Source organism: Bacillus sp. BS1807G30 (assembly GCF_040047675.1).
GTDB classification, from domain to species: domain Bacteria; phylum Bacillota; class Bacilli; order Bacillales; family Bacillaceae; genus Bacillus; species Bacillus altitudinis.
The window spans coordinates 1244789-1265379 of the sequence record NZ_CP157353.1; the positions used below are offsets into that span (position 1 = coordinate 1244789).

A 20591-nucleotide genomic window follows, 5' to 3' on the forward strand; every position below is an offset into this window, starting at 1 on the left:
GCATGAGATTAAAAAATAAGATCCAGCTTTATACATCGTTGTCCTTGTTTTTAATGGTGCTGCTGTTTCATACAGCGATTTATTTTATTTTTTCGATGACCTTGACGCAAAAAGATATGTCCAGACTGTCAGAAGTAGCTGAAAATATTGCGATTGCACTAAAGAAGTCAGAAGAAGAGGGCCTTCCATCTTCAGAGCTTCTGAAAGCGTATCTGCCTCAAAATGGTATGATCCGTGTCGTCACAGAGAAAGGTGAATCAAAGCTGACCGTCACGAAGGAATCTACGTTTAGCTCACTTCCTTTTACATACGAATCTGGTCAGACAGCAGAAATTCAAGAATACAATAAGCATATGATTGCGTTCGCGGCTATCCCTGTCATTTGGACAAATGGGGACATTGTGTCGCTGCAAGTTTATGAAGAAATTGAAAATACAGAAGAGAACTTGGCGTTATTAAAAATGATTTTAATTGCTGCTGGCGTTTTGTTTATTGTGCTTTCTTATTTTGCAGGCCACATTTTAACGAAACAAATTGTCCGCCCAATTAGTCGAATGACCAATACGATGAAAGCAAGTATGAGAGAAAAGGCATTTAAACGAATTGAATTAACAGGCGATTCAAAGGATGAACTGTATCAAATGGGTCAAACCTTTAATGAAATGGCCGAAATTCTTGAGAAACATTATGAGAAAGAGCAGCAATTTTTGCACGATGCTTCTCATGAATTGAAAACACCCATTACCGTCATCATGAGCTACAGCAATTTACTAAAACGCTGGGGGCAAAGCCGGCCAGAGGTCGTAGAAGAATCCTCTCAAGCCATTCATGATGAGGCAAAAAAAATGAAAAGGCTGACAGATCAACTACTCACACTGGCGAAAAATGGGCAGCCGCTTTACTTGGACATGAAGCCGGTTGATCTTGGTCATTTGTGCAGCCAAGTTGGCCATACACTTGAAGTGGCAACCAATCGAACCATCCTTACTCATGTACAAACAGATCAGCCTGTTATTGCTGAAGGGGACGAAGAGAAGATCAAACAGCTTTTGACCATCTTGATTGATAATGCGGTTAAATATAGTGCAGAGCCAGTTGATGTGAACTGCGGACGAGCAGGAGAGAAACCGTTTATTTCGGTTGTTGACAAAGGAATTGGCATAAAAGAAGAGGATCTGCCGAAAATCTTTGACCGCTTTTTCCGTGTGGATGAAGCGAGAAACAGTGAGACGGGCGGTACTGGACTTGGCCTGTCAATTGCGAAGCAAATTGCTGAAGAGCATGGGGCTGAGCTAAAGGTAGACAGCCGTATCGGTGAAGGAACCGTGATGACCATTCTTTTTCAGAAATAAATAGGTCTTTTCTCATCAATTTCTCATTTCCTCCTTATAAAATAGGAAATAGGAAGGAGGCGCTGCATGTCTAGAAAACTGAAAATGCTGCTTGCGCTCGCAGGATGTCTTTTCATTCTTGTGGCTTTTGCAATGCTCATGATTCAAACCATTGACAAAAAAATATTAAGCGAAGCAGACATAAAAAAAATCATCGCAAAAGACTACAATGGAAACATCACAAATATTGATCTGATCAACCATAAACAGGACTATACATTGACGCTTGAAAATTCAAATGGCATCTATCAAATCATTGCATCTTCCTCAAGCGGTCAAATGAAAGAGATGAAACAGTTAAAGAGCTATCAAAAACCAATTGAGAAAAATGCCGAACTCCAAGCAGAAGAAGTGGCAGTGAAAAAAGTGAAGGGTACCGTGATTCAAAAGAAAGAAAAATCGGATCGCTTTATCTTTACGATTCAATCAAAAAAAGAACTGTATCAAGTGGATGTTGAGAAAGACACGTTCAAGGTGATTGAAGCAGAAAAGAAAAAGCCAACCTCTAAAGAAAAGAAGCTGACAAAAATAACGGTAGAAGAAGCCATTCAGATTGCCGTAAAAGAAGTAGGCGGCACAGTGGATGATGCAGATCTTGAAACTTTTAGTGGAATGCTCGTGTTTGAGGTAGAGCTCGATTTGCCGGATGGAAGAGAGGCAGAGGTGTTAGTGAATGCTTATACAGGAGATATTGAAGGCATTACGTACGAAAACTAATCATTTTCTCATGATTTTCTCATGTTCCTTTCCTTCCTTTATCATCTTGTTTTTTTAAGATAAAGGAGAAATCAAACAGAGGAGGAATTAAACATGATAAAAAAAGTACTAGTAGCTACAGCATTCACAGGAGCACTTGTCGCAGGTGGTTTCACCCTTCAAGCGCAAAATACAAATCAAACGGCAAATGCCGAACAAGTGGTACAAAAGAAATCTTCATTTGTCTCAAAGAAACAGGCTGAAAAAGCAGCATTAAAAGTTGTGAAAGGCTATGTAGATGATGTAGATCTTGAGCATAAAAAAGGAAAATGGGTATATGAGGTCGAGATTAAAAAAGGCGGCTTTGAATATAAAGTATATGTCGATGCCAAAACAGGCAAAGCGCTCAATGATCCAGTCAAAGAAAAGAAACAAAATGTAAAAATCACCAAAAAACAGGCTGAACAAATTGCCCTTGCAAAAGTAAAAGGAACAGTCACAGATTCAGAATTAGATAAAGAAAATGGTGTGTACTTGTATGAAATTGAAATTACGACACCAAGCGGCGAAGAAGTTGATTTTGAGATTTCTGCTAAAACAGGCAAAATCCTCAAGCAAGAATGGGACGATTAAGCCATAAATGAACCTTTGAGCGTGATAGAAAACCTTTGCAGCCCTAGGAAGGATGAGTACTGGCGCGGAGCGAATTTGACATTCGTGAGCACCAGCACGCACATGCTGAACCTTACACTTTTATGTGTAAGGTTTTTTCATTGGGACAAACTACTGGAAAGGAGGCGAGAGAATATGATGAAGAAAAAAGAAGAAGAACAGACGATGGATCGTGCGGAATATGTTCCCCATCCTGATGGAGAAGGATATGCTTTGTTTTTGCATGATTCCTTTCATCTCCTCTCCCAAGAGGATATGAATCAGCCGGAAGAAGAATAAAAGACATGAAAGGGCGATGGTCAACTTGTCGATCGCTCTTTTTTTGAAAAGAAAGCGAATACATCAGGAAACTTGGCATCTTGCTTATTGACATCATTGCGCTTTTTCTGTAATCTCAGTGTGTCAACAATATGAGACTTCGTTAGGTGAGGCTCCTGTATGGAGATACGCTGCTGCCCAAAAATGTCCAAAGACGCCAATGGGTCAACAGGAATCATCGACATAAGGTGATTTTTAATGCAGCTGGATTAATCCTATGCCATACAGTGCTAAAGCTCTACGATTGAAGGAGCAAGTGTTTATTTGTCATGCTTACAAAGCGCCTTCATTCGGTTGAAGGTGCTTTTTTATGAGAAAAGGAGGTGTGGGGATGGATCATCCCGATTCGAGACACATAGAGAGTATGTCAAAAGATCAGATTGACGCATCAGATAGAGGAGATCCTGACCCCCGCACAATCTAAGGGATTCGGGTATCTCCTGATTTTGGGGAGGTAACAGCGATGATACAGAACATTACGTACGATGAACTCATTTTACGCATCATTATTTTACTAAGAGATGGAAAACGTAAAGAATTTAAAAACATTATGGAAGAACTTCAGCCTTATGATATGGCCTACTTATTCAAGGAGCTTCCAGAAAAACACCGCGGCCGCTTTCTCAGTTTTTTAACAGTCGATGACGTGACGGAAATGATGGGTGAACTGGAGCGGGAATATCAAGAGATTGTTCTTGAAAAAGTAGGGAAAGACAAAGCCACCTTCGTCACAAACAAAATGGATAACGATGATCTAGCCAACTTGTTTGATGAGATGGAGGATGAGCTGAAGGATCAGCTTTTATCTAACATGGAAGCAGAGGAATCCAAGGCCGTCCAGCTTCTCATGAATTATCCTGCTGAGACAGCAGGTCGGATCATGACCAATCGGTACGTTTGGATTCCGCAGCATTATACGGTTCAGGATGCCGTGGTGAAGCTGAAAAGCTTTGCTGAAATTGCCGAATCGATCAACTACTTATATGTCATAAATGATCAAAAACAGCTTGTAGGGGTACTCTCATACAGGGATCTTATTTTAGGTGAGCCAGATGAAAAAGTGCAGGATCTTATGTTTACAAGAGTCATTGCCGTTGGTGCCTTTCAAGACCAGGAAGAAATCGCAAAGCTCATTGAACGATATGATTTCCTTGCCATCCCTGTTGTAGAAGAGAACAATGTCCTAGTCGGAATTGTGACAGTCGATGATATCATTGATGTTGTGATTCAAGAGGCAGGAGAAGACTATGAAAAGTTTGCTGCCTCTGGTAAAGATATCACGTTCGACACACCGGCATTTGTGGCGGCATACCGCCGTCTTCCGTGGCTTATTTTACTCTTATTCATTGGGCTGATTTCAGGCAGTATCTTGAATTATTTTGAAGATACTTTGCAACAAGTCGTTGCTTTAGCGTTCTTCATGCCGATGATTGCAGGTATGACAGGGAATACAGGGACACAGTCTCTAGCGGTTGTCATTAGAGGATTGTCAAAAGAAGAATTAACGAAAAAAACCATTATGCGCTTGATTTTCAGAGAGCTGAGAACAAGTATTTATATTGGGATTGTTTGTTCAATCATTATTACGGTCGTTGCCATGGTATGGCAGGGCAATATGATTTTAGGTTTTGTTGTTGGTTCCTCGCTTCTTGCAACACTGATTATTGGGACAATGGCAGGTACGGTCGTGCCGATTATTTTACACAGATTAAACGTGGACCCAGCCATTGCATCTGGACCACTGATCACAACATTGAATGATATTTTATCCTTACTCATCTATTTTGGAATTGCAACAGCATTTCTTCATACACTGATGTAGTCAAAAGACTGTAAAATGTAACGTTTTACAGTCTTTTTTGAATAAAGATTGCATATAGCGCTTCCATCCTTTACATTTTAAGGAGAAGGTGGGAGAGAAAAATGAAGAAGTTTTTATTCATTTTCATGTGCATTGTTTTGCTAAGTGCATGTTCAAGAGAAGACGAGGGGAAAGACAGAAGACTGGTGGCATCAGAGCATATGCTTGAAGCGATAACTGAAGGAAATAAACGAAAAATGGACAATGTCTATGTCGAAGGCGCAGTCCCAAGCCCAAATGACATTCTTAAATCGAAAAAGGAATGGGGAATTGAGACGCTTTCTTATGAAGATTTTCAAATGGAAGAAGCCAGCATCCACGTCTTTCATGCAAATTATAAAGATGCAAACACTGGAGAAAAAAAGGCGCTTGCCTTTCGGGTGAAAGAAGATCCTGAAAAAGGCGGCGTACGAATTGACTTTGTAGGGGTTGTTGAAGGAACTGACGCTTCATCTAAATAAAAAGAATCGTTCATATGCTTTATGATCAGTCAGGCATAAGAAGGATAGAAGAGCTGAAAGAATGTCGCTCTATCTATCCTCTTTTTTTATCACACATGATCTTATTTATGAAACAATGATCTGTCTCAGATCACTTATTCGTGATGCCCATTAACTCCATAAATTGTGACAGGGCACTGGTCATGTACGAATCACGTCGCCTGATCAACACAGTGGGCACGATTCGATGTGGTTCTGGTAATGGATGACAGGTAAATTTGCCTTGTCCCCGAGATTCAACCATAGATTTTGGTAATACGGTCACTCCCAGCCCGCTTTCAACACATTTAAGGACGCCCTCTAACGTACCATATTCCATGACCTTCATAGGAGGATAGCCGTTGTTCTCTAGCCACTTTTGCCATCGTCCTAAATAAATACAATGGGCGAATGACGAGAGCAACGGCTCATGTAAAATAGATTCTACCTGGAATTGCTCCGTGGAGTAGCTTGTAATGAGAACGAGGGATTCTTCCAATACAGGATACTCGATGATTTCTGGATGAAGAATTGGCCCATCTACCAAGGCGCCGTCTACTTTGTAGTTGAGGATAGCGCTAACTTGATCGACTGTAGGTGCCATATACAAGCTCAATTCTACTTGTGGAAATTTTTTGTGATATTCTGTGAAAATGCTGGGCAATCTCGTAGATGCGGTGGACTCTATAGATCCAATGTGTAAAGATCCCCGCGGAGTAGAGGAAAGCTTTACTGCTTCTATCGCTTCTTCGTAATCGTATAGTAATTTATTTACATAGGGCAGCAGTTCACGTCCTGCAGGCGTTAAAGATATTTTCTTATGATATCGATAGAGAAGAGGTACACCTAACTCTTGTTCAAGACGTTGGATTCTTGCGGTGACATTGGACTGCACATAATTTAATTTTTGAGCAGCTTTTGTGATGCTTTGTTCAATGGCAACGGCTTTAAATACTTCCAAAGATTTAATATCCAAACTAACTCTCCTTTTTTGCATCACAAATTGTGATGATCTATATGCTATTTTTTGATTTTACGTGATCCAATGAAGTATGTAAACTGAATGATGGAAGAGGTTGATGCTCATTGCGTCCCTTTTATTTGATCGAGAGGAGAAAATGAGAATTTTTTAGCTGTGGCAATTAAAACAGACGTTTCCATTTAATAAGGAGGGGAATCGATTGATTTCAAAGGTAAATATCGAAGAAAAATTTTCGCAAATAAATGATTATTGGAATCCTAGAATAAGTGGAGAGTTGAACGACTCATACATGAAAATGGTGAAAATTAAGGGTGAATTCATTTGGCATCACCATGATGATGAGGATGAAATGTTCTTTGTGTGGAAAGGCAATCTAGTCATCCGTTTTAGGGATAGGGAAATAACGCTTAATGAAGGAGAATTTCTTGTGATTCCAAAAGGAGTTGAACATCAGCCAATTGCTGAAGAAGAAGTTCACTTGCTCTTAATTGAACCCAAAACGACGCTAAACACGGGGAATGTGCTCAATGAACGAACTGTTTCGATTCCTGAACAAATTTGAAAAACTAAATCGTTAAAGATCAAGTATCTTAGGTGATAAATAGTTGAATGGTTGTTTTAGCTAATAACGAGGCTGCAATTGCTGCCTCGTTTTGCTGTTTCAATGATTCATTGGTTTTCGTTGTCTGAAATAGACTCTTCTGCAAGAATCGGTCTTTGGGTAAGTTCGTGCTTTCATCGTTTCATATTCAGGTCGATCAGATGCTAAGTCTATTTTGCCAAGTAAGCGATTTTTATTTAGTTCATCGATTTTTGTACCGGAAGTGTGCATTAATTTGACCTTCCAGCATTTTTTTCTTATATTGTCCGCTTTTTAATGCCTGTTCTTTTTTCTTCATGTCTTTTAAAATTTCCGCTGTCTGCACACCATCTTCCCGTTTATTGGCGATATCCATTAAACGTTCTACATCAGAAAAAGAGTATTTCCGTGTGCCTCTTGTTGAGCGCTGGGGGTAGATGAGTTTCCGTTCCTCATAATATCGGATTTGCCTGACGGAAAGCCCTGTTAATTCACTGACAATCCCGATTGAAATGACTTTTTTATCTTTATAAGATACATCTTCCTGCGTCATATCCTCACCCCTGCAAGTCTTTTCTTCATATTATATCGAAAAGTCAGTAAAAAAACCTAACGTTTGTTAGATAATATAACACAAAAATGAAAAAAGTGAAAAACAATGGAAGGAAAATTAACATATAACGTGCAAATCATGTCACGTGAACATATGATAATAAAAAGAAAAAATGAGGAGGAGGCGCACTTGATGGAGAAAACACAGATCATCCGTATGGCAAAAGAAATCATCGCATTAGATGTGAAGAGGGATGAACTGCTGGAGCAGTTTATGCAGGCTGCGGGTCAGAATGCACATGCTCTTCTTAGAGCCGTACAAAATGATTTGTATAAAAAGTCCTCATAAGCACCCGATCCATATCCATTGATAGGAGGGGAGATGTCGTGCGGCTAAAAGAAGCTTTAGCGAAAGAAAGACATTATTATACGAAGCAGCTTTGCTCACTTGGGGTGTATAGCCCTGATATGACCAAGAACATGACAATTAGTGACTTAAAAAAAGAGTATCATTTCTTTTTCAACAAAACAGACCGCTATCTTTAACATCCCTTATCATGTGCACTGTCACATGAAGGGTTCTTTTTTTGCGTGTTTAATATTATAGCAATATTGAATTTTGTAGAAATTTGACGAATCAAATGTAAGGAAATATAGAGCCTTTACAGATTATGTTAAAATTTGTCGTAACTTGATGGTTTGCTGGAAAAGCTTTTTTTCGAGATGATTGTGAAAAATAAGAAGGATTTTAAAAGTTTATATCGAAATCTTATACATAACACGAATGGAGTCACTTATGTGGTTGAAAGGGTTTTCAAAAACGTACTTCTATTTTTTACGAAAGGCTCCAACTGCACCGCAAGAAAGCCTTGAAGTTAAAAAAATATTATAAGAGGTAGATATGTGATGAGACTATCGTTTAATGAAGAAGAAGTAGAACGTTCAATGACGCTTTACAAAGTTTTTGCAAGGGCATTTAAAAGCGTTTCCGAACACAGTATTAGAGACAGCAAGGAGCATGGATTCAATCCAACTGAATTTGCCGTTCTCGAATTACTGTATACGAGAGGTGCTCAAAAACTTCAGCAAATTGGCTCAAGACTCCTGCTTGTCAGCGGGAATGTTACGTACGTAATTGACAAGTTAGAACGAAATGGTTTCATTGAAAGAGAACAGGACCCAAAGGATAAACGGTCAGTTTATGCCCATTTAACGGATAAAGGGCGCAGTTATCTGGATAAAATTTATCCAATCCATTCTCTTCGAATTGCGCGGGCGTTTTCTGGTCTTTCGCGTGAAGAACAGGAGCAATTAATTAGTCTGCTGAAAAAAGCAGGTATTCACAGTCAGCATTTGTTATTTAGATAAAACGAAAAGGTGCCATGGTTGGCACCTTTTAGATTGTTGACAAAGGGCTAAAATGAACTTGATTTTAGCCCTTTGTCTTCTTTTCAGCCCAGCGTGATAGAAAACCTTTGCAGTCCGAGGAAGGACGAGTACTGGCGCGGAGCGAATTTGTCATTCGTGAGCACCAGCACGCAGGACTGACAAAGAATGCGAGGGTTTGTCTACACGCTGAAAGGTGCCATGGTTGGCACCTTTTTTATGTATCCAGCTGATGAGCAGGATAGGCGATAAATTTTTCAATATCACTAGCTGGAAGTGGCTTGGCATAATAAAAGCCTTGTAGATCGTCACAGCCCTGCGCAGATAAAAGTTGCGCTTGTGCAAAAGTTTCAACACCTTCAGCAATGACTTCTAGAGATAGCTGGTGCCCCATTGCAATAATAGCCCCTGTGATTTGCTCAGACTTTGAATCGCTCAAAATATCCTCGATAAATGATTTATCAATTTTCAGGCGGTGAATCGGCAAATCCTTCAAATAGCTTAAAGAGCTGTGGCCTGTACCAAAATCATCAATACTAATACGGACGCCAAGTTGTTTTAGAGATGTCAGTACCTGTTTTGACTGCTTGATGTTGTCCATTGTCATGCTTTCTGTCACTTCAAGCTCAAGAAGTGATGGTTGAAGGTCGTATTTTTTTAGCGTTAGTTTAATCAAATCAATTAAGTCTTCAGAGTTAAACTGCTTAGCAGATAAATTGACCGCTACAGGAATTTTCAATTGCTTGTCATACCACAATTTTGCCTGCTGACATGCCGTGTCAATGACCCACCTTCCAATATCGATGATCAGGCCTGATTCTTCAGCAAGTTCAATGAAAGCCTCGGGTGATTTTAGAGAACCGTCTGGTGCTTTCATTCTTAAAAGGGCTTCAACACCTGTCATCTGTCTTGTTTTGGCGCTGATTTGCGGCTGATAATGAAGCACAAACTGCTTTCTTTGAATGGCATCTCGTAGCTCCAGTTCGCGATTGAGTCTGTCCTCACTCAATCTCTCCATAGATTCAGTAAAGAATTCATAGCGGCTTTGTTTATGTTTCTTTGATAAGTACATGGCCATATCTGCTTTTCTCATCAATTCCATGCCATTCTTTCCGTTTTGCGGAGAGATGGCGATTCCAATACTAATGGATGTAATGAGCTGATGGTTTTGAATGAAAAAAGGTCGTTCAAATTGGCGAATGATGTTTTTCGAAAGCTGTTCAATTTTATGTGTACCATGCTCCAGGTGAGGAAAGATCATTAAAAATTCATCCCCGCCAATTCTTGCAATAAAGCCATTGTCAGGCAAACATTTGGTTAATCTGTTTGCGGCGGCTTTCAACAGCAGATCGCCTATGTTATGACCAAGGGCATCATTAATAATTTTAAACCGATTTAAATCAAGAAAAAGAACTGCCGTTGACGTTTTTGTCTCTTCTTGAGCGGATAAAACATCATTTAAATGATTAATTCCATGACGACGGTTGGGCAGTTCAGTTAGTGCATCATAATGTGCCATCACATGAATTTCTTTTTCAGCAATCTTCTGCTGGGTTAAATCCTTTAAAACGAGATAAATGCTGTCAAGTGTATGGTTGACGTGTACGGGTATGTATGTAACATGATAATAATAAAAACGATCTGCTGCTTTCAGTTCTGCTTCACGCGTAATTGCTTTTTTTGATTGATCAATAAAGTCTTCCCACATCTCAGTCGGCATGACGTATTGACTCACATCATCACCAATCCAGGAATTGCACATTTTCAAAATGTGTTTGCCTTGGTCATTCGCAGATATCACTTTTCGATCAACAGATAACACGATAATCCCATCTATATTATGTTTGATCAGTGATTGGAACCGCTGTTCATTTTCTTTTAGCTGATCGGATTGTGACATAATCCGGTGATCAATATAGGCGCCGAAAATCATAAGTGATTGGACGATAAGCGTCATCAGACCGATGAAAATGGACAGGCTAAATGGTGACATTTCAAGAGAACCACCCGCAGCGGCATGACCATCTGAATGAAAAAACATCGTCGAAGACGCCATGCCAGTGTAATGCATGCCCGCAACAGCACCGCCCATCATCAGTGCACCCGCTATTTTTAACAGCTGATCCTCTCGTCTTTTCTCAGAGCGATGGAGCCGGAAAAAAAGGTGTAATGAAAAGAATGAAGCGAGCGCACCAATAAAAAACGAAAGAAAAAAGAGAACAGGGTCATAGCTGATGGTGACATTCGCCATTGATTCCAATCCGAGGTAGTGCATGCTGCAAATAGCTGAGCCCATCGTGATCGAACTAATCAAAAGTCGTCTTGTAGAAAGTTGCTGCTGAATACATATTGAAAATGCAATGAAAGAACCGATAAAAGAGGCCAAAATCGATAAAATGAGTAAGGGTGTTTCATATGTGATACCAGAGCGTAGGTGAAACGCCATCATGCCAATAAAATGCATTGACCATATTCCCATCCCCATGATCATCGCACCAATGATCAACCATACTCTTTTCTTTGCGCCGCTCGACTGGATCACCCGGCTGGCTAATTGAAGAGCTGAGTAGGAGGCGACAGCGGCGACAGCGACTGACAGAAAGACAAGCCATCCGTTGTAGCTTCCTGTTAAATGTGTCATGTAAGAAAACCTCCTGTATCTAAAAACAGACATATACTTAATATATCGGATCAAGTGGCGCCTGTGTTCACTTTTCCTTTACTTAAAAAGGGCATTTAGCATTTTTTTTGAACATTTTTTATAGTAAAATCAAATTTAATGTAAAAAAACGAAGAAAAGTGAATCGTTTTTGGTTTTTTATTCGTTTAATAGGTGGCACGGTACGATTTGCAAGCATAGCCTGTCAAACTGATTATGTGTGAAAGGGATTGATAAACATCGAAGATTTTATTATTTCATTAGCTGATGCCTTTAAGAATTTGTCGTACTTCGGCATCTTTCTTGCATTATGCATTGAATTTGTTCCTGCTGAAGTGGTGTTGCCTCTTGCAGGTTACTGGGTTTCAAAAGGGGACATGGCCTTCATTGGTGTTGTGGCTGCCGGTTCTATTGGTGGTGTGGCAGGCCCCTTGACCTTGTACTGGTTAGGGCGTTATGGAGGGAGACCCTTTTTAAATAAATATGGGAAATATTTCTTTGTGAAACCTGAGTCACTTGATAAATCGGATGCATTTTTTGAAAAGCATGGCGGATTTGTTGCGTTTAGCGGCCGATTTATTCCAGGGGTCAGAACCCTTATTTCCATTCCGTGTGGTATTGCGAAGATGAATGTGTGGGTTTTTTGCCTGTATACGTTTTTGGCGATTACGCCAATTACATTTGTATATGTGTATCTAGGATTTGTCCTTGGGGAGAACTGGCAAGAGGTTGGAACCATTTTAGAACCATATGTATTGCCGATTGGAATTGGTATGCTCTTATTGTTTGTTCTCTACGTGTGGCTGAAACGAAGAAAAAGAAAAACAGAAACACCAACGGCTTAATCAATGGGTGGAGATAAAAAGTCACCTGTTGACAATCCGGGGTCTGTTGATTATGATATAAGTAATCTAAATATTCTTAATCCCACCAAAGGGGAGTAGCGTCCGGTTTTTACCGGAAACAAAGTCGTCATTACATGGAACCTCATTCCATCGGCTTTGTTGGCATGATTTACATATCACATGTCTAGCAAGACCTTTGCCATTACAGGCAAAGGTCTTTTTTGCATTCATAAGCCTTTGTCTGTTGTGGGACAATAGATAAAAAATAAGGAGGAATGATGATGGATGCAGCAATTATTTTAGAGTACGGGTGGGTTCTTCTCGTATTGATTGGATTAGAAGGGATTTTAGCAGCTGATAATGCGCTGGTTATGGCTGTGATGGTCAAACACCTTCCTGAAAAACAAAGAAAAAAGGCATTATTTTACGGACTTGCGGGAGCATTTGTCATGCGATTTGGTTCTCTTTTTCTTATTTCGTTTTTAGTAGATGTGTGGCAAGTTCAAGCCATTGGCGCAATTTATCTTCTATATATTTCGATTCACCATATTTTAAAATCGCACGTATTTAAGAAAAAGGAAGCAGACACAAACATGAAACAAAGCGGCTTTTGGGCAACCGTCGTAAAAGTTGAGCTTGCTGACATTGCATTTGCAGTAGATTCTATTTTAGCAGCCGTTGCATTAGCTGTGACTCTGCCAGCAACAAACCTTCCACAAATTGGTGGGCTTGATGGCGGTCAATTTATTGTCATTCTATTAGGTGGTATCATTGGTCTAGTGATCATGAGGTTTGCGGCGACTGTATTTGTGAAACTGCTTAAAACGAGACCAAGCCTAGAAACAGCAGCTTTTGTCATTGTCGGATGGGTTGGCGTGAAGCTGACGCTCTATACACTTTCTCATCCAGCTATTGGGGTCGTGTCCTCTCATTTCATTCATTCAACATTATGGAAAATCATTTTCTGGACGGTCCTTCTCGCGATTGCAGCATTTGGCTGGTTTTTATCAAGTCCATCAAGAAAAGGCAGCCAGCAAAACGAGGAAAAACAAGAGATGCGGCTGGAAGAGTAGGTTTTTTGAAAGAAATATCATTTCATTTTCATAACACGTATATTACAAAAAAGGGGGGGATACCCCCTTATTTCTTTGCTTTTAAACGAAACGTTGTAAAGTAGATAAAGAAATACATGTCACAATTGAGTAACAGGAAATGAATTCCTCATTTCTTCCTTTGCGCTTCCCTCATAAATTAGCTATCATAAATGAGTAATATAGGGAGAACTGAGGTGAAACCATTGCTTAGCCTTTTGTTTAAAAAGGGAAAGAAAAAGCAAACATTAGAGCAGTCGGCAATCAACATCCAACAGGGTGATACCGAGCTGCAAAATGCATTAATCGAGCAATACAAACCATTTGTCGCTAAGACGGTTTCATCCGTTTGTAAACGATATATAGATGAAAAAGATGATGAATTCAGCGTAGGCTTAATTGCCTTTAATGAAGCGATAGAAAAATACTCTGCCGAAAAAGGCAACTCACTCCTTGCATTTGCGGAGTTAATTATTAAAAGAAAAGTAATCGACTATATTCGAAAAGAAGCAAGAAACGCGCCAACGGTTCAAATGGACCTTCAAGAAAGTGAGAATGGCGAGTACTCGCAAAGCATGATTGAAGCAGAGCTTTCTGCAAATGAATATAGGCGTTTAATTGAACAAGAACATAGAAGAGAAGAGATTGAACATTTTAAAGAACGATTGAAAGTATATGGTCTTACGTTTCAAGAACTGCTTGAGCATTCACCAAAGCATGCGGATGCGAGACAAAATGCCATTAAAGTGGCCCATACACTCGTTAAGCACGATGAACTGAGAACCATTTTATTTCAGAAAAAACAATTGCCAGTCAAACAGCTGGAAAAGCTAGTGGAAGTCAGCCGCAAAACGATTGAGAGAAATAGAAAATATATTATTGCGATGGCGATCATTATGACAGGTGATTATGTGTATTTGAAAGATTACCTTAAAGGGGTGCTTAATTCATGAGAAGAGGCATTATAGTAGAGAAAAACAAAAAATATGTCACACTGCTGACCCCTGATGGACAATTTCTGCGGACAAAGTATGAACAGCAAGACTATGAAATCGGTCAAGAAGTGACGTTTCCGAATGAATCACGTCTCGAAAGAAAAAGAGCCGGTTTTTTTGATCTGCTTCGTTTACGTCCGTTAAATGCAGGAATTCTATCAATTGCAGCAATTATTGTCGTGATCTTCACTATGATGCCATCTTTCTCAAGTCAAAAAGCATATGCATATATGACGATTGACATTAACCCAAGCTTTGAGCTGAAACTCGATCACAATTATCAAGTGATCGGTGTCACTCCGCTGAATAAAGATGCGAAGCAAGTACTGGCCAGTATGAAAGATTTAGAAAAAAACGACATGACCAAAGTCGTGCAGGAAATCATCGATGATTGTGATAAAAAAGGATACGTGAACCACTCTAAAAGCATTTATATTTCAACTGTTTATGAAAACAAGCAGGATCATACATACAAAACAAACGTAAAAAGTAAAATCAGCACCATCTCGGGGGAATATCAAAAGCGCAATTATAAGCTGGAAACTGTGGAAGGTGACCTGGAAACAAGAGAAAAGGCACAAAAAGCAGGCATTTCAACAGGAACTTATATTAGAAATCAAGAAATGCAAGACAACGAACAAGAGGACGTTAAAAAAGAAGATGAAAATCCAGCAGATGACGAGGCTGTCAAAGAAGAAGAGCCGAAAAATGCTGATGAAGATCAAAAAGACGAAGACAAAAAAGAAGATATAAAGACAGACGGTAGCGATGAGATGCAGCCGGATAAAGAGGCTCCAGAAGGCGAAGACAAAGAGCAGAAGGAAGTTGAGAGGGAAGAGCAAGGAGCTGTTCAAAAGCCTCACCAAACAAGCCCTAATCATGAAAATAAAGAGAAAAAGGGAAAAGAAGAAAAGGACCGCCCTTTTGAAAAAGACAAAGAGCAAAAAAAAAATCACTCAACTGATCCAGATGAAAAAAAACATCCAAATGGCACATCACGTGGTGATGCTGAAAAGCATGTAAAAAAAAACGACAGTGGTCAGAATCGTCCGTACGTCGAACGTAACAGAAATGACGTCAAACAAAAAGGGAAAAATACACCGCCTTCATACCGTGAAAACCGGGATGAGCCTACATATGAACAGTAAAAAAACGCCAGAATAGATCCGGCGTATTTCACCATGTCTTTATTTAGTTGAATGGCCCATTTGAGATTGCGCCTGCTGTACGAGTCTTTTTGTCATCTCGCCGCCAACAGAACCGTTTGAACGTGCGACTGTATCTGAACCGAGAGTCACGCCAAATTCTTGAGCGATCTCGTATTTAAATTGATCTAATGCTTGTTCTACTCCAGGAACAAGAAGTTGATTTCGATTTGCCATCACAGATTCCTCCTTTCACCTCATGTTTGTTGCGCCTTCTTATTTTGAAAAAAACAGCCTGCAATTATGCTGGCAATTGCTGCACAAAAAAGCCGAGGTGATGAAGGTCACCTCGGGCTCTGTTTTAAGCCTTTTTCAGCTGAAGCGTATTCAACATCATTTCTTGCGCTGTGCTTTGCAAGTGAGAAGTGAAAACGGAGAAAACGGTAGAACTGATAATGCCTTTAATCAAGTGCCATTGCGGCTTCGTCAATTCTGTAAACTCTTCGTGGAGCTTGTCCGTCTGTTCTTCTGTCATTTCTCTTAAATTCGTTTCCTTTAATGGAAAATGTGTATGGTGATAAATAAAATCAAGGACGTGCGCATATGCTTCATAAAAACGGATGGGGCTGATAATATCATCCGTTCGATCTGTGATCGTATTAAATAAGGCAGATAAGATCATACGAATAGAATCAAAATCAAATACTGATTTTAAATCCCGGACAATTAATAAAATAACGACCTGATCAATGGAGTACTTCTTGCCAAGCTCTGGATGGCCGATCATATCTTTAATATCGCGCTTGATCCAGTTTTGAATGGCTGTCGATTTAAGAGAAGTCAGCTCACACAAGTTGCCAAGCTCAACGATTTCGTTCGTTGAAAGCCCGTGCTCTGATTTTTGCTTCCGCCGTTCGAGTTTTTCAAAAAACGAAGGGATTTTTAATTCATCATATTCATGTTCCTTATCGCTTTTTACAGATAAATTCAAAAGCTGAAGCGGAGTCAGATCTCCCTCGCCTTTTAGAGAATACAGAAGTCTCGTCATGTCAATTCTCGTTAATTTAAAAGTCACCATGTTCCACCTCATTTGTACGTCAAAAACGTGATTATTGATCTAATTCAACATCATAATCTCTTTTTAATGAAAATGCAAAATAAACTAAAATAGGACCGCTGCGTCACAATTTGTTCACTTTTTAGCGGATGCAAGTAGCGTAATCATTGAAATGACGAGGTTTGAGCCAGTATGATAAACATAGAAAACGATTCCTTTTTCCTTGCAATTTGAGACGTTTATTTTTATAATTTTATTAATAAGTTCAAATGAACTTAATATGACAGCGGAGGTTATGTATGGGTAAAAGAATATTTCTGTTTATATTAACGAACATTCTTGTTATCACTACGATTGGTATTGTCCTATCGGTTATTAGTGCAGCAACTGGTGTTGGTTCTTATATAGGAGCAGACGGAAGACTTAATATCCTTTATCTTCTTGTATTCAGTGCAGTTGTTGGTTTTGTAGGCTCGTTTATGTCATTAGCGATGTCTCGCTGGATGGCAAAAATGATGATGGGTGTGCGTGTGTTAAATCCAGAAAAGGATTCTTTAACATATGATGAGCAGCAGCTTGTTGACCGCGTTCACAGACTATCAAGAGCAGCAGGCCTTTCTAAAATGCCTGAGGTCGGTATTTACCAATCATCTGAAGTAAATGCTTTTGCGACAGGTCCTTCTAAGAGAAGATCGCTTGTTGCTGTATCAACTGGATTGCTTCATGAAATGGATGATGCAGCAGTTGAAGGGGTTATCGCTCACGAAGTCGCTCACGTAGCGAACGGTGACATGGTTACAATGACGTTACTTCAAGGAATCGTCAACACGTTTGTTGTCTTCCTTTCAAGAATTGCTGCATGGATCGCAAGTCGTTTCGTTTCACGTGAAGAGCTTGTGCCGATTGTTCACTTTATTGCTGTGATTGTCTTCCAAATCATTTTCTCTATCTTAGGAAGCCTTGTCGTATTTGCTTACTCTAGACATCGTGAATTCCATGCAGACCGCGGCGGTGCGGACCTTGCAGGAAAAGATAAAATGATTCATGCGCTTCGTTCACTAGAGGCGTATACATCAAGAATTAAAGATGATGATCAAACAGCTGTTGCTACACTGAAAATCAGTGGTAAAAGAAAAGCTTCTCTTTTCTCAACACACCCTGATTTAAACGAAAGAATTAGAAGACTCGAAGCAAAATAAGAAAGATCAAAAGACATTCTGCGTAAGGATGTCTTTTTCTTTTTGATGAAAAAGTAAATAAAGCACAAAATACCTTTAAAATCTTCTCTCTTTTCATTAAAATGATATAGTATTCGAAAAGAAAGATAAAAGAAGGAATAACCATGAATCCAATGAAAAAACTAATTGACCGGCTGTCGGCTTTTCAGCTGATTGCCCTTTACTATTTTCTTGCTGTGACCGTGTCGTTCATTCTACTCAGTCTGCCAGTGGCTCACCAAGAAGGAGTCAAATGGACATTTATTGATGCGCTATTTACAGCTGTGAGTGCTGTCAGTGTCACGGGTCTGACTGTTGTCGATACGTCACAAACATTTAGTGTGACCGGGATGTGGATCCTTGCATTTGTTTTGCAAATCGGTGGTATCGGCATTATGACACTTGGTACATTCGTCTGGCTGGTTATGCGAAAAAGGATCGGCATTAAAGAAAGAAAATTAATTATGGCAGACCAAAACCAAAGCAACTTATCAGGAATTGTGAAACTCATGAAGCAGGTCTTATATTTAATCTTGCTGATTGAGTTTGTAGGCGGTCTGATTTTAAGTATGTATTTTCTAAAGTATTACGATGTGCAAGGCGCTTTTTTACACGGATTTTTCTCTAGTATCAGTGCCACAACCAATGGAGGCTTTGATATTACAGGGAATTCGTTAATTCCATATAAAGATGACTATTTCGTCCAATTTATCACGATGCTGCTCATCATTTTTGGCGCTATTGGCTTTCCAGTACTTGTCGAAGTAAAGGATTATTTATTCAATCAAGACCGAAAACATGCATCGTTTTCATTGTTTACGAAAATTACAACGATTACGTTTGGTCTCCTTGTTGTCGTTGGGGCAATTGGGATTTATGCACTTGAAGCCCGGTTTACTTTTCTAGGGAAGAGCTGGCATGAAATCTTGTTTTATTCTTTGTTTCAATCAACAGCTACTAGAAGTGGCGGGCTTTCGACATTAGATATTACGCAATTGACAGAGCCGACACTGTTATTTTTATGTTTGCTGATGTTTATCGGGGCATCTCCAAGCTCGGTAGGGGGCGGAATTCGGACAACCACGTTTGCCCTTAATTTACTTGCTTTGTTTCATTTTGCGAGAGGAAATAAGTCCATTAAAATCTTTAAAAGAGAGCTTCATCAAGCGGACATTAATAAATCCCTCATGGTGACGATGATGGCCTTTATTTTAGTGTTTGGTGCTACGTTTCTGTTAACTTTATCAGACCATCATACACTTCTTGAAACTTTATTTGAAGTTTGTTCTGCATTCGGAACAACAGGACTGTCGCTCGGAATTACGTCTGACTTGTCCGTATTTGGTAAGTGTATTATTATGGTCGTCATGTTTATAGGACGGATTGGAATTCCAAGCTTCTTGTATTTAATTGGCCGCCGGGAAAGTGAAGCGAATTATCATTATCCGAAAGAGCGTGTGATCATCGGCTAACCAGCATTCCTACTGAATGCTGGTTTCAGCGTGTAGACAAACCCTCGCATTCGTTGTCAAATCTGTGCTCCGGTGCTCACGAATGTCAAATTCGCTCTGCTCCGGTGCTCGACTTTCCTAGACTGTAAAGGTTTTCTATCACGCTGAAAAGAAGACAAAGAGTTAAAATAACGATCATTTTAACTCTTTGTCGACAATCAGACCAGCATTCCTACTGAATGCTGGTTTTTTTATTTCCATTATATAACTGGCTAAATCACAAGGGATGTTCGCAATCTATAGGTAAGAGGTGAAAGAGACGTGCTGGATGTGTTATGGAAAGCAATTGTAATGCTGCTCGTTGGTACCTTGCTGCTGAGAATAGCAGGACCTAAATCCATTAGTCAATTAACGGTTCAACAGACAGTCATCATGATTTCAATTGGATCGATTATTATCCAACCCTTTATTGAGCATAATTTACTTGAAACCATTTATGCGGCCGCCATTTTTATTGTGGCGCTTGTGATTATGGAAAAGCTGTCGATCCAATTTGATTTTTTTGAAAAATTGGTTTCAGGGAAGTCTGTGGTGATTTTAGAGGATGGAGAAATGCTTGATCACAAGCTAAAAAAAACGCGGCTGACAAGGGACCAATTCAAAATGCGCTTAAAGCAGCAGGGCATCACAGACATCAGCAGTCTCAAAAAAGCAACGCTAGAAGCAAATGGGCAAATTGGATATGAGTTAAAGCCTGAGGAAAAACCAGTGACAGTCAAACAAATGAAAGAGCTGTTTGATCAATTGAGCGAAGAACTAAACATGTTAAAAAGGAATGATGACAAGTGAAAAGAAAAGCAGCAAAAAATGAAGCACTCACGAATAATATGACGCCTACAGAAAGCATGGCACACGATCAAGGACAAACACAATTTGACGAGCAATCAGAAGACCGCCAGGCGAACCGAAATTCTCATCAAGGTAAACAGGGGGGAGCATCTCGTGACTAAAAAACATGTGAAAAGTAAAGACATGAAAGACCATAAAAAACCGATGAACCCCGATATGTTAGAAGAGGAATTTGGCAGCGAGCTAGGAGATATAAACAGCAGTAAATGGATTGATACTTTAATGAAGCCTAAAAAAAACGATGAATGTCACAATGAACAGAAAAACAAAAAATAAATAGAAAAAAAACGATCCTCACAGGATCG

At 39.6% G+C, this 20591-nt stretch carries 24 protein-coding genes and 2 riboswitches; of the genes, 19 read left to right on the forward strand and 5 right to left on the reverse strand.

What is annotated here, in order from left to right:
* Window positions 1-2: 2 nt before the first annotated feature.
* The 6 genes from ABG082_RS06375 to ABG082_RS06400 all read left to right on the forward strand — a co-directional run bounded on the left by ABG082_RS06375 (window position 3) and on the right by ABG082_RS06400 (window position 5399).
* Window positions 3-1352: an ATP-binding protein gene (locus tag ABG082_RS06375; protein WP_008346174.1), complete on the forward strand. Its 1350-nt coding sequence runs from the start codon at window positions 3-5 to the stop codon at window positions 1350-1352.
* Between the two features lie 66 nt (window positions 1353-1418).
* Complete coding sequence (locus tag ABG082_RS06380) at window positions 1419-2108, forward strand: PepSY domain-containing protein (RefSeq protein ID WP_035392289.1); 690 nt, start codon at window positions 1419-1421, stop codon at window positions 2106-2108.
* 93 nt (window positions 2109-2201) lie between these two features.
* Window positions 2202-2720, forward strand: coding sequence for a PepSY domain-containing protein (locus ABG082_RS06385; RefSeq protein ID WP_348936692.1), 519 nt, complete (start codon window positions 2202-2204; stop codon window positions 2718-2720).
* Between the two features lie 174 nt (window positions 2721-2894).
* Window positions 2895-3038 carry a hypothetical protein gene (locus ABG082_RS06390; RefSeq protein WP_008346168.1) on the forward strand — a complete coding sequence of 48 codons (144 nt, stop codon included), beginning with the start codon at window positions 2895-2897 and terminating at the stop codon, window positions 3036-3038.
* Window positions 3039-3169: 131 nt separating this feature from the next.
* A riboswitch (M-box (ykoK) riboswitch) is annotated at window positions 3170-3333 on the forward strand.
* A 207-nt stretch (window positions 3334-3540) separates the two neighbouring features.
* Window positions 3541-4899, forward strand: coding sequence for a magnesium transporter (gene mgtE, locus ABG082_RS06395; protein ID WP_007498785.1), 1359 nt, complete (start codon window positions 3541-3543; stop codon window positions 4897-4899).
* Window positions 4900-5000: 101 nt separating this feature from the next.
* Window positions 5001-5399 carry a hypothetical protein gene (locus ABG082_RS06400; RefSeq protein ID WP_017367106.1) on the forward strand — a complete coding sequence of 133 codons (399 nt, stop codon included), beginning with the start codon at window positions 5001-5003 and terminating at the stop codon, window positions 5397-5399.
* A 130-nt stretch (window positions 5400-5529) separates the two neighbouring features.
* On the opposite strand, the gene ABG082_RS06405 is transcribed toward ABG082_RS06400, so the two are convergent.
* A complete protein-coding gene (locus ABG082_RS06405; RefSeq protein WP_019743439.1) occupies window positions 5530-6393 on the reverse strand; it encodes a LysR family transcriptional regulator in 864 nt (287 codons plus the stop codon).
* 205 nt (window positions 6394-6598) lie between these two features.
* Here ABG082_RS06405 and ABG082_RS06410 point away from each other — a divergent pair, with 205 nt between their 5' ends.
* Window positions 6599-6961, forward strand: a complete 363-nt coding sequence (locus ABG082_RS06410) for a cupin domain-containing protein (protein WP_017367108.1) — start codon at window positions 6599-6601, stop codon at window positions 6959-6961.
* Between the two features lie 241 nt (window positions 6962-7202).
* On the opposite strand, the gene ABG082_RS06415 is transcribed toward ABG082_RS06410, so the two are convergent.
* Complete coding sequence (locus tag ABG082_RS06415; RefSeq protein WP_007498778.1) at window positions 7203-7532, reverse strand: MerR family transcriptional regulator; 330 nt, start codon at window positions 7530-7532, stop codon at window positions 7203-7205.
* Between the two features lie 192 nt (window positions 7533-7724).
* On the opposite strand from ABG082_RS06415, the gene ABG082_RS06420 reads away from it, so the two are divergent.
* The 3 genes from ABG082_RS06420 to ABG082_RS06430 all read left to right on the forward strand — a co-directional run bounded on the left by ABG082_RS06420 (window position 7725) and on the right by ABG082_RS06430 (window position 8899).
* Complete coding sequence (locus ABG082_RS06420) at window positions 7725-7880, forward strand: hypothetical protein (RefSeq protein WP_008346151.1); 156 nt, start codon at window positions 7725-7727, stop codon at window positions 7878-7880.
* A gap of 38 nt (window positions 7881-7918) precedes the next feature.
* A complete protein-coding gene (locus tag ABG082_RS06425; RefSeq protein ID WP_035700511.1) occupies window positions 7919-8077 on the forward strand; it encodes a hypothetical protein in 159 nt (52 codons plus the stop codon).
* Window positions 8078-8434: 357 nt separating this feature from the next.
* Window positions 8435-8899 carry a MarR family transcriptional regulator gene (locus ABG082_RS06430; RefSeq protein WP_088004396.1) on the forward strand — a complete coding sequence of 155 codons (465 nt, stop codon included), beginning with the start codon at window positions 8435-8437 and terminating at the stop codon, window positions 8897-8899.
* A 235-nt stretch (window positions 8900-9134) separates the two neighbouring features.
* Here the strand turns inward: ABG082_RS06430 and ABG082_RS06435 are convergent, their stop codons facing one another.
* Window positions 9135-11558: an EAL domain-containing protein gene (locus ABG082_RS06435; RefSeq protein WP_255392398.1), complete on the reverse strand. Its 2424-nt coding sequence runs from the start codon at window positions 11556-11558 to the stop codon at window positions 9135-9137.
* Window positions 11559-11806: 248 nt separating this feature from the next.
* Between ABG082_RS06435 and ABG082_RS06440 the strand changes: the two genes are divergently transcribed.
* From ABG082_RS06440 to ABG082_RS06455, 4 genes are all read left to right on the forward strand, one after another.
* Window positions 11807-12421, forward strand: coding sequence for a DedA family protein (locus tag ABG082_RS06440; protein ID WP_007498772.1), 615 nt, complete (start codon window positions 11807-11809; stop codon window positions 12419-12421).
* Window positions 12422-12499: 78 nt separating this feature from the next.
* Window positions 12500-12606: riboswitch (yybP-ykoY riboswitch) on the forward strand.
* A gap of 96 nt (window positions 12607-12702) precedes the next feature.
* A complete protein-coding gene (locus ABG082_RS06445; RefSeq protein ID WP_057079630.1) occupies window positions 12703-13494 on the forward strand; it encodes a TerC family protein in 792 nt (263 codons plus the stop codon).
* Window positions 13495-13709: 215 nt separating this feature from the next.
* Window positions 13710-14465, forward strand: coding sequence for an RNA polymerase sigma factor SigI (sigI, locus tag ABG082_RS06450; protein WP_008346139.1), 756 nt, complete (start codon window positions 13710-13712; stop codon window positions 14463-14465).
* The gene (locus tag ABG082_RS06455; protein ID WP_348936693.1) at window positions 14462-15655 is read left to right on the forward strand and encodes an anti-sigma factor domain-containing protein; all 1194 of its coding nucleotides are present in this window, start codon (window positions 14462-14464) and stop codon (window positions 15653-15655) included. The genes sigI and ABG082_RS06455 overlap by 4 nt, the downstream gene beginning before the upstream one ends.
* Before the next feature lie 39 nt (window positions 15656-15694).
* On the opposite strand, the gene ABG082_RS06460 is transcribed toward ABG082_RS06455, so the two are convergent.
* The gene (locus ABG082_RS06460; protein WP_017367112.1) at window positions 15695-15889 is read right to left on the reverse strand and encodes an alpha/beta-type small acid-soluble spore protein; all 195 of its coding nucleotides are present in this window, start codon (window positions 15887-15889) and stop codon (window positions 15695-15697) included.
* A 124-nt stretch (window positions 15890-16013) separates the two neighbouring features.
* Window positions 16014-16730 carry a DUF1836 domain-containing protein gene (locus ABG082_RS06465; protein WP_025207237.1) on the reverse strand — a complete coding sequence of 239 codons (717 nt, stop codon included), beginning with the start codon at window positions 16728-16730 and terminating at the stop codon, window positions 16014-16016.
* Between the two features lie 278 nt (window positions 16731-17008).
* Between ABG082_RS06465 and htpX the strand changes: the two genes are divergently transcribed.
* The 5 genes from htpX to ABG082_RS06490 all read left to right on the forward strand — a co-directional run bounded on the left by htpX (window position 17009) and on the right by ABG082_RS06490 (window position 20562).
* Complete coding sequence (htpX, locus tag ABG082_RS06470; RefSeq protein WP_024424664.1) at window positions 17009-17908, forward strand: protease HtpX; 900 nt, start codon at window positions 17009-17011, stop codon at window positions 17906-17908.
* Window positions 17909-18051: 143 nt separating this feature from the next.
* Window positions 18052-19398: a TrkH family potassium uptake protein gene (locus tag ABG082_RS06475; RefSeq protein ID WP_007498761.1), complete on the forward strand. Its 1347-nt coding sequence runs from the start codon at window positions 18052-18054 to the stop codon at window positions 19396-19398.
* Window positions 19399-19698: 300 nt separating this feature from the next.
* Entirely contained in the window at window positions 19699-20226 is a 528-nt protein-coding gene (locus tag ABG082_RS06480; RefSeq protein WP_017359458.1) for a YetF domain-containing protein, read from the forward strand.
* Window positions 20223-20387 (forward strand): hypothetical protein, encoded by a 165-nt coding sequence (locus ABG082_RS06485; protein WP_017367114.1) that lies wholly within the window; start codon window positions 20223-20225, stop codon window positions 20385-20387. The genes ABG082_RS06480 and ABG082_RS06485 overlap by 4 nt, the downstream gene beginning before the upstream one ends.
* Window positions 20380-20562, forward strand: coding sequence for a hypothetical protein (locus ABG082_RS06490; RefSeq protein WP_017367115.1), 183 nt, complete (start codon window positions 20380-20382; stop codon window positions 20560-20562). The genes ABG082_RS06485 and ABG082_RS06490 overlap by 8 nt, the downstream gene beginning before the upstream one ends.
* The last annotated feature ends 29 nt before the right edge of the window (window positions 20563-20591 follow it).

Bases quoted from the DNA above. Each gene is read 5' to 3' on its own strand.
- ABG082_RS06375 (WP_008346174.1), top strand. From the start codon at position 3: ATGAGATTAAAAAATAAGATCCAGCTTTATACATCGTTGTCCTTGTTT.
- ABG082_RS06380 (WP_035392289.1), top strand. From the start codon at position 1,419: ATGTCTAGAAAACTGAAAATGCTGCTTGCGCTCGCAGGATGTCTTTTC.
- ABG082_RS06385 (WP_348936692.1), top strand. From the start codon at position 2,202: ATGATAAAAAAAGTACTAGTAGCTACAGCATTCACAGGAGCACTTGTC.
- ABG082_RS06390 (WP_008346168.1), top strand. From the start codon at position 2,895: ATGATGAAGAAAAAAGAAGAAGAACAGACGATGGATCGTGCGGAATAT.
- mgtE (WP_007498785.1), top strand. From the start codon at position 3,541: ATGATACAGAACATTACGTACGATGAACTCATTTTACGCATCATTATT.
- ABG082_RS06400 (WP_017367106.1), top strand. From the start codon at position 5,001: ATGAAGAAGTTTTTATTCATTTTCATGTGCATTGTTTTGCTAAGTGCA.
- ABG082_RS06415 (WP_007498778.1), bottom strand. From the start codon at position 7,532: ATGACGCAGGAAGATGTATCTTATAAAGATAAAAAAGTCATTTCAATC.
- ABG082_RS06420 (WP_008346151.1), top strand. From the start codon at position 7,725: ATGGAGAAAACACAGATCATCCGTATGGCAAAAGAAATCATCGCATTA.
- ABG082_RS06435 (WP_255392398.1), bottom strand. From the start codon at position 11,558: ATGACACATTTAACAGGAAGCTACAACGGATGGCTTGTCTTTCTGTCA.
- ABG082_RS06445 (WP_057079630.1), top strand. From the start codon at position 12,703: ATGGATGCAGCAATTATTTTAGAGTACGGGTGGGTTCTTCTCGTATTG.
- ABG082_RS06455 (WP_348936693.1), top strand. From the start codon at position 14,462: ATGAGAAGAGGCATTATAGTAGAGAAAAACAAAAAATATGTCACACTG.
- ABG082_RS06460 (WP_017367112.1), bottom strand. From the start codon at position 15,889: ATGGCAAATCGAAATCAACTTCTTGTTCCTGGAGTAGAACAAGCATTA.
- ABG082_RS06465 (WP_025207237.1), bottom strand. From the start codon at position 16,730: ATGGTGACTTTTAAATTAACGAGAATTGACATGACGAGACTTCTGTAT.
- htpX (WP_024424664.1), top strand. From the start codon at position 17,009: ATGGGTAAAAGAATATTTCTGTTTATATTAACGAACATTCTTGTTATC.
- ABG082_RS06475 (WP_007498761.1), top strand. From the start codon at position 18,052: ATGAATCCAATGAAAAAACTAATTGACCGGCTGTCGGCTTTTCAGCTG.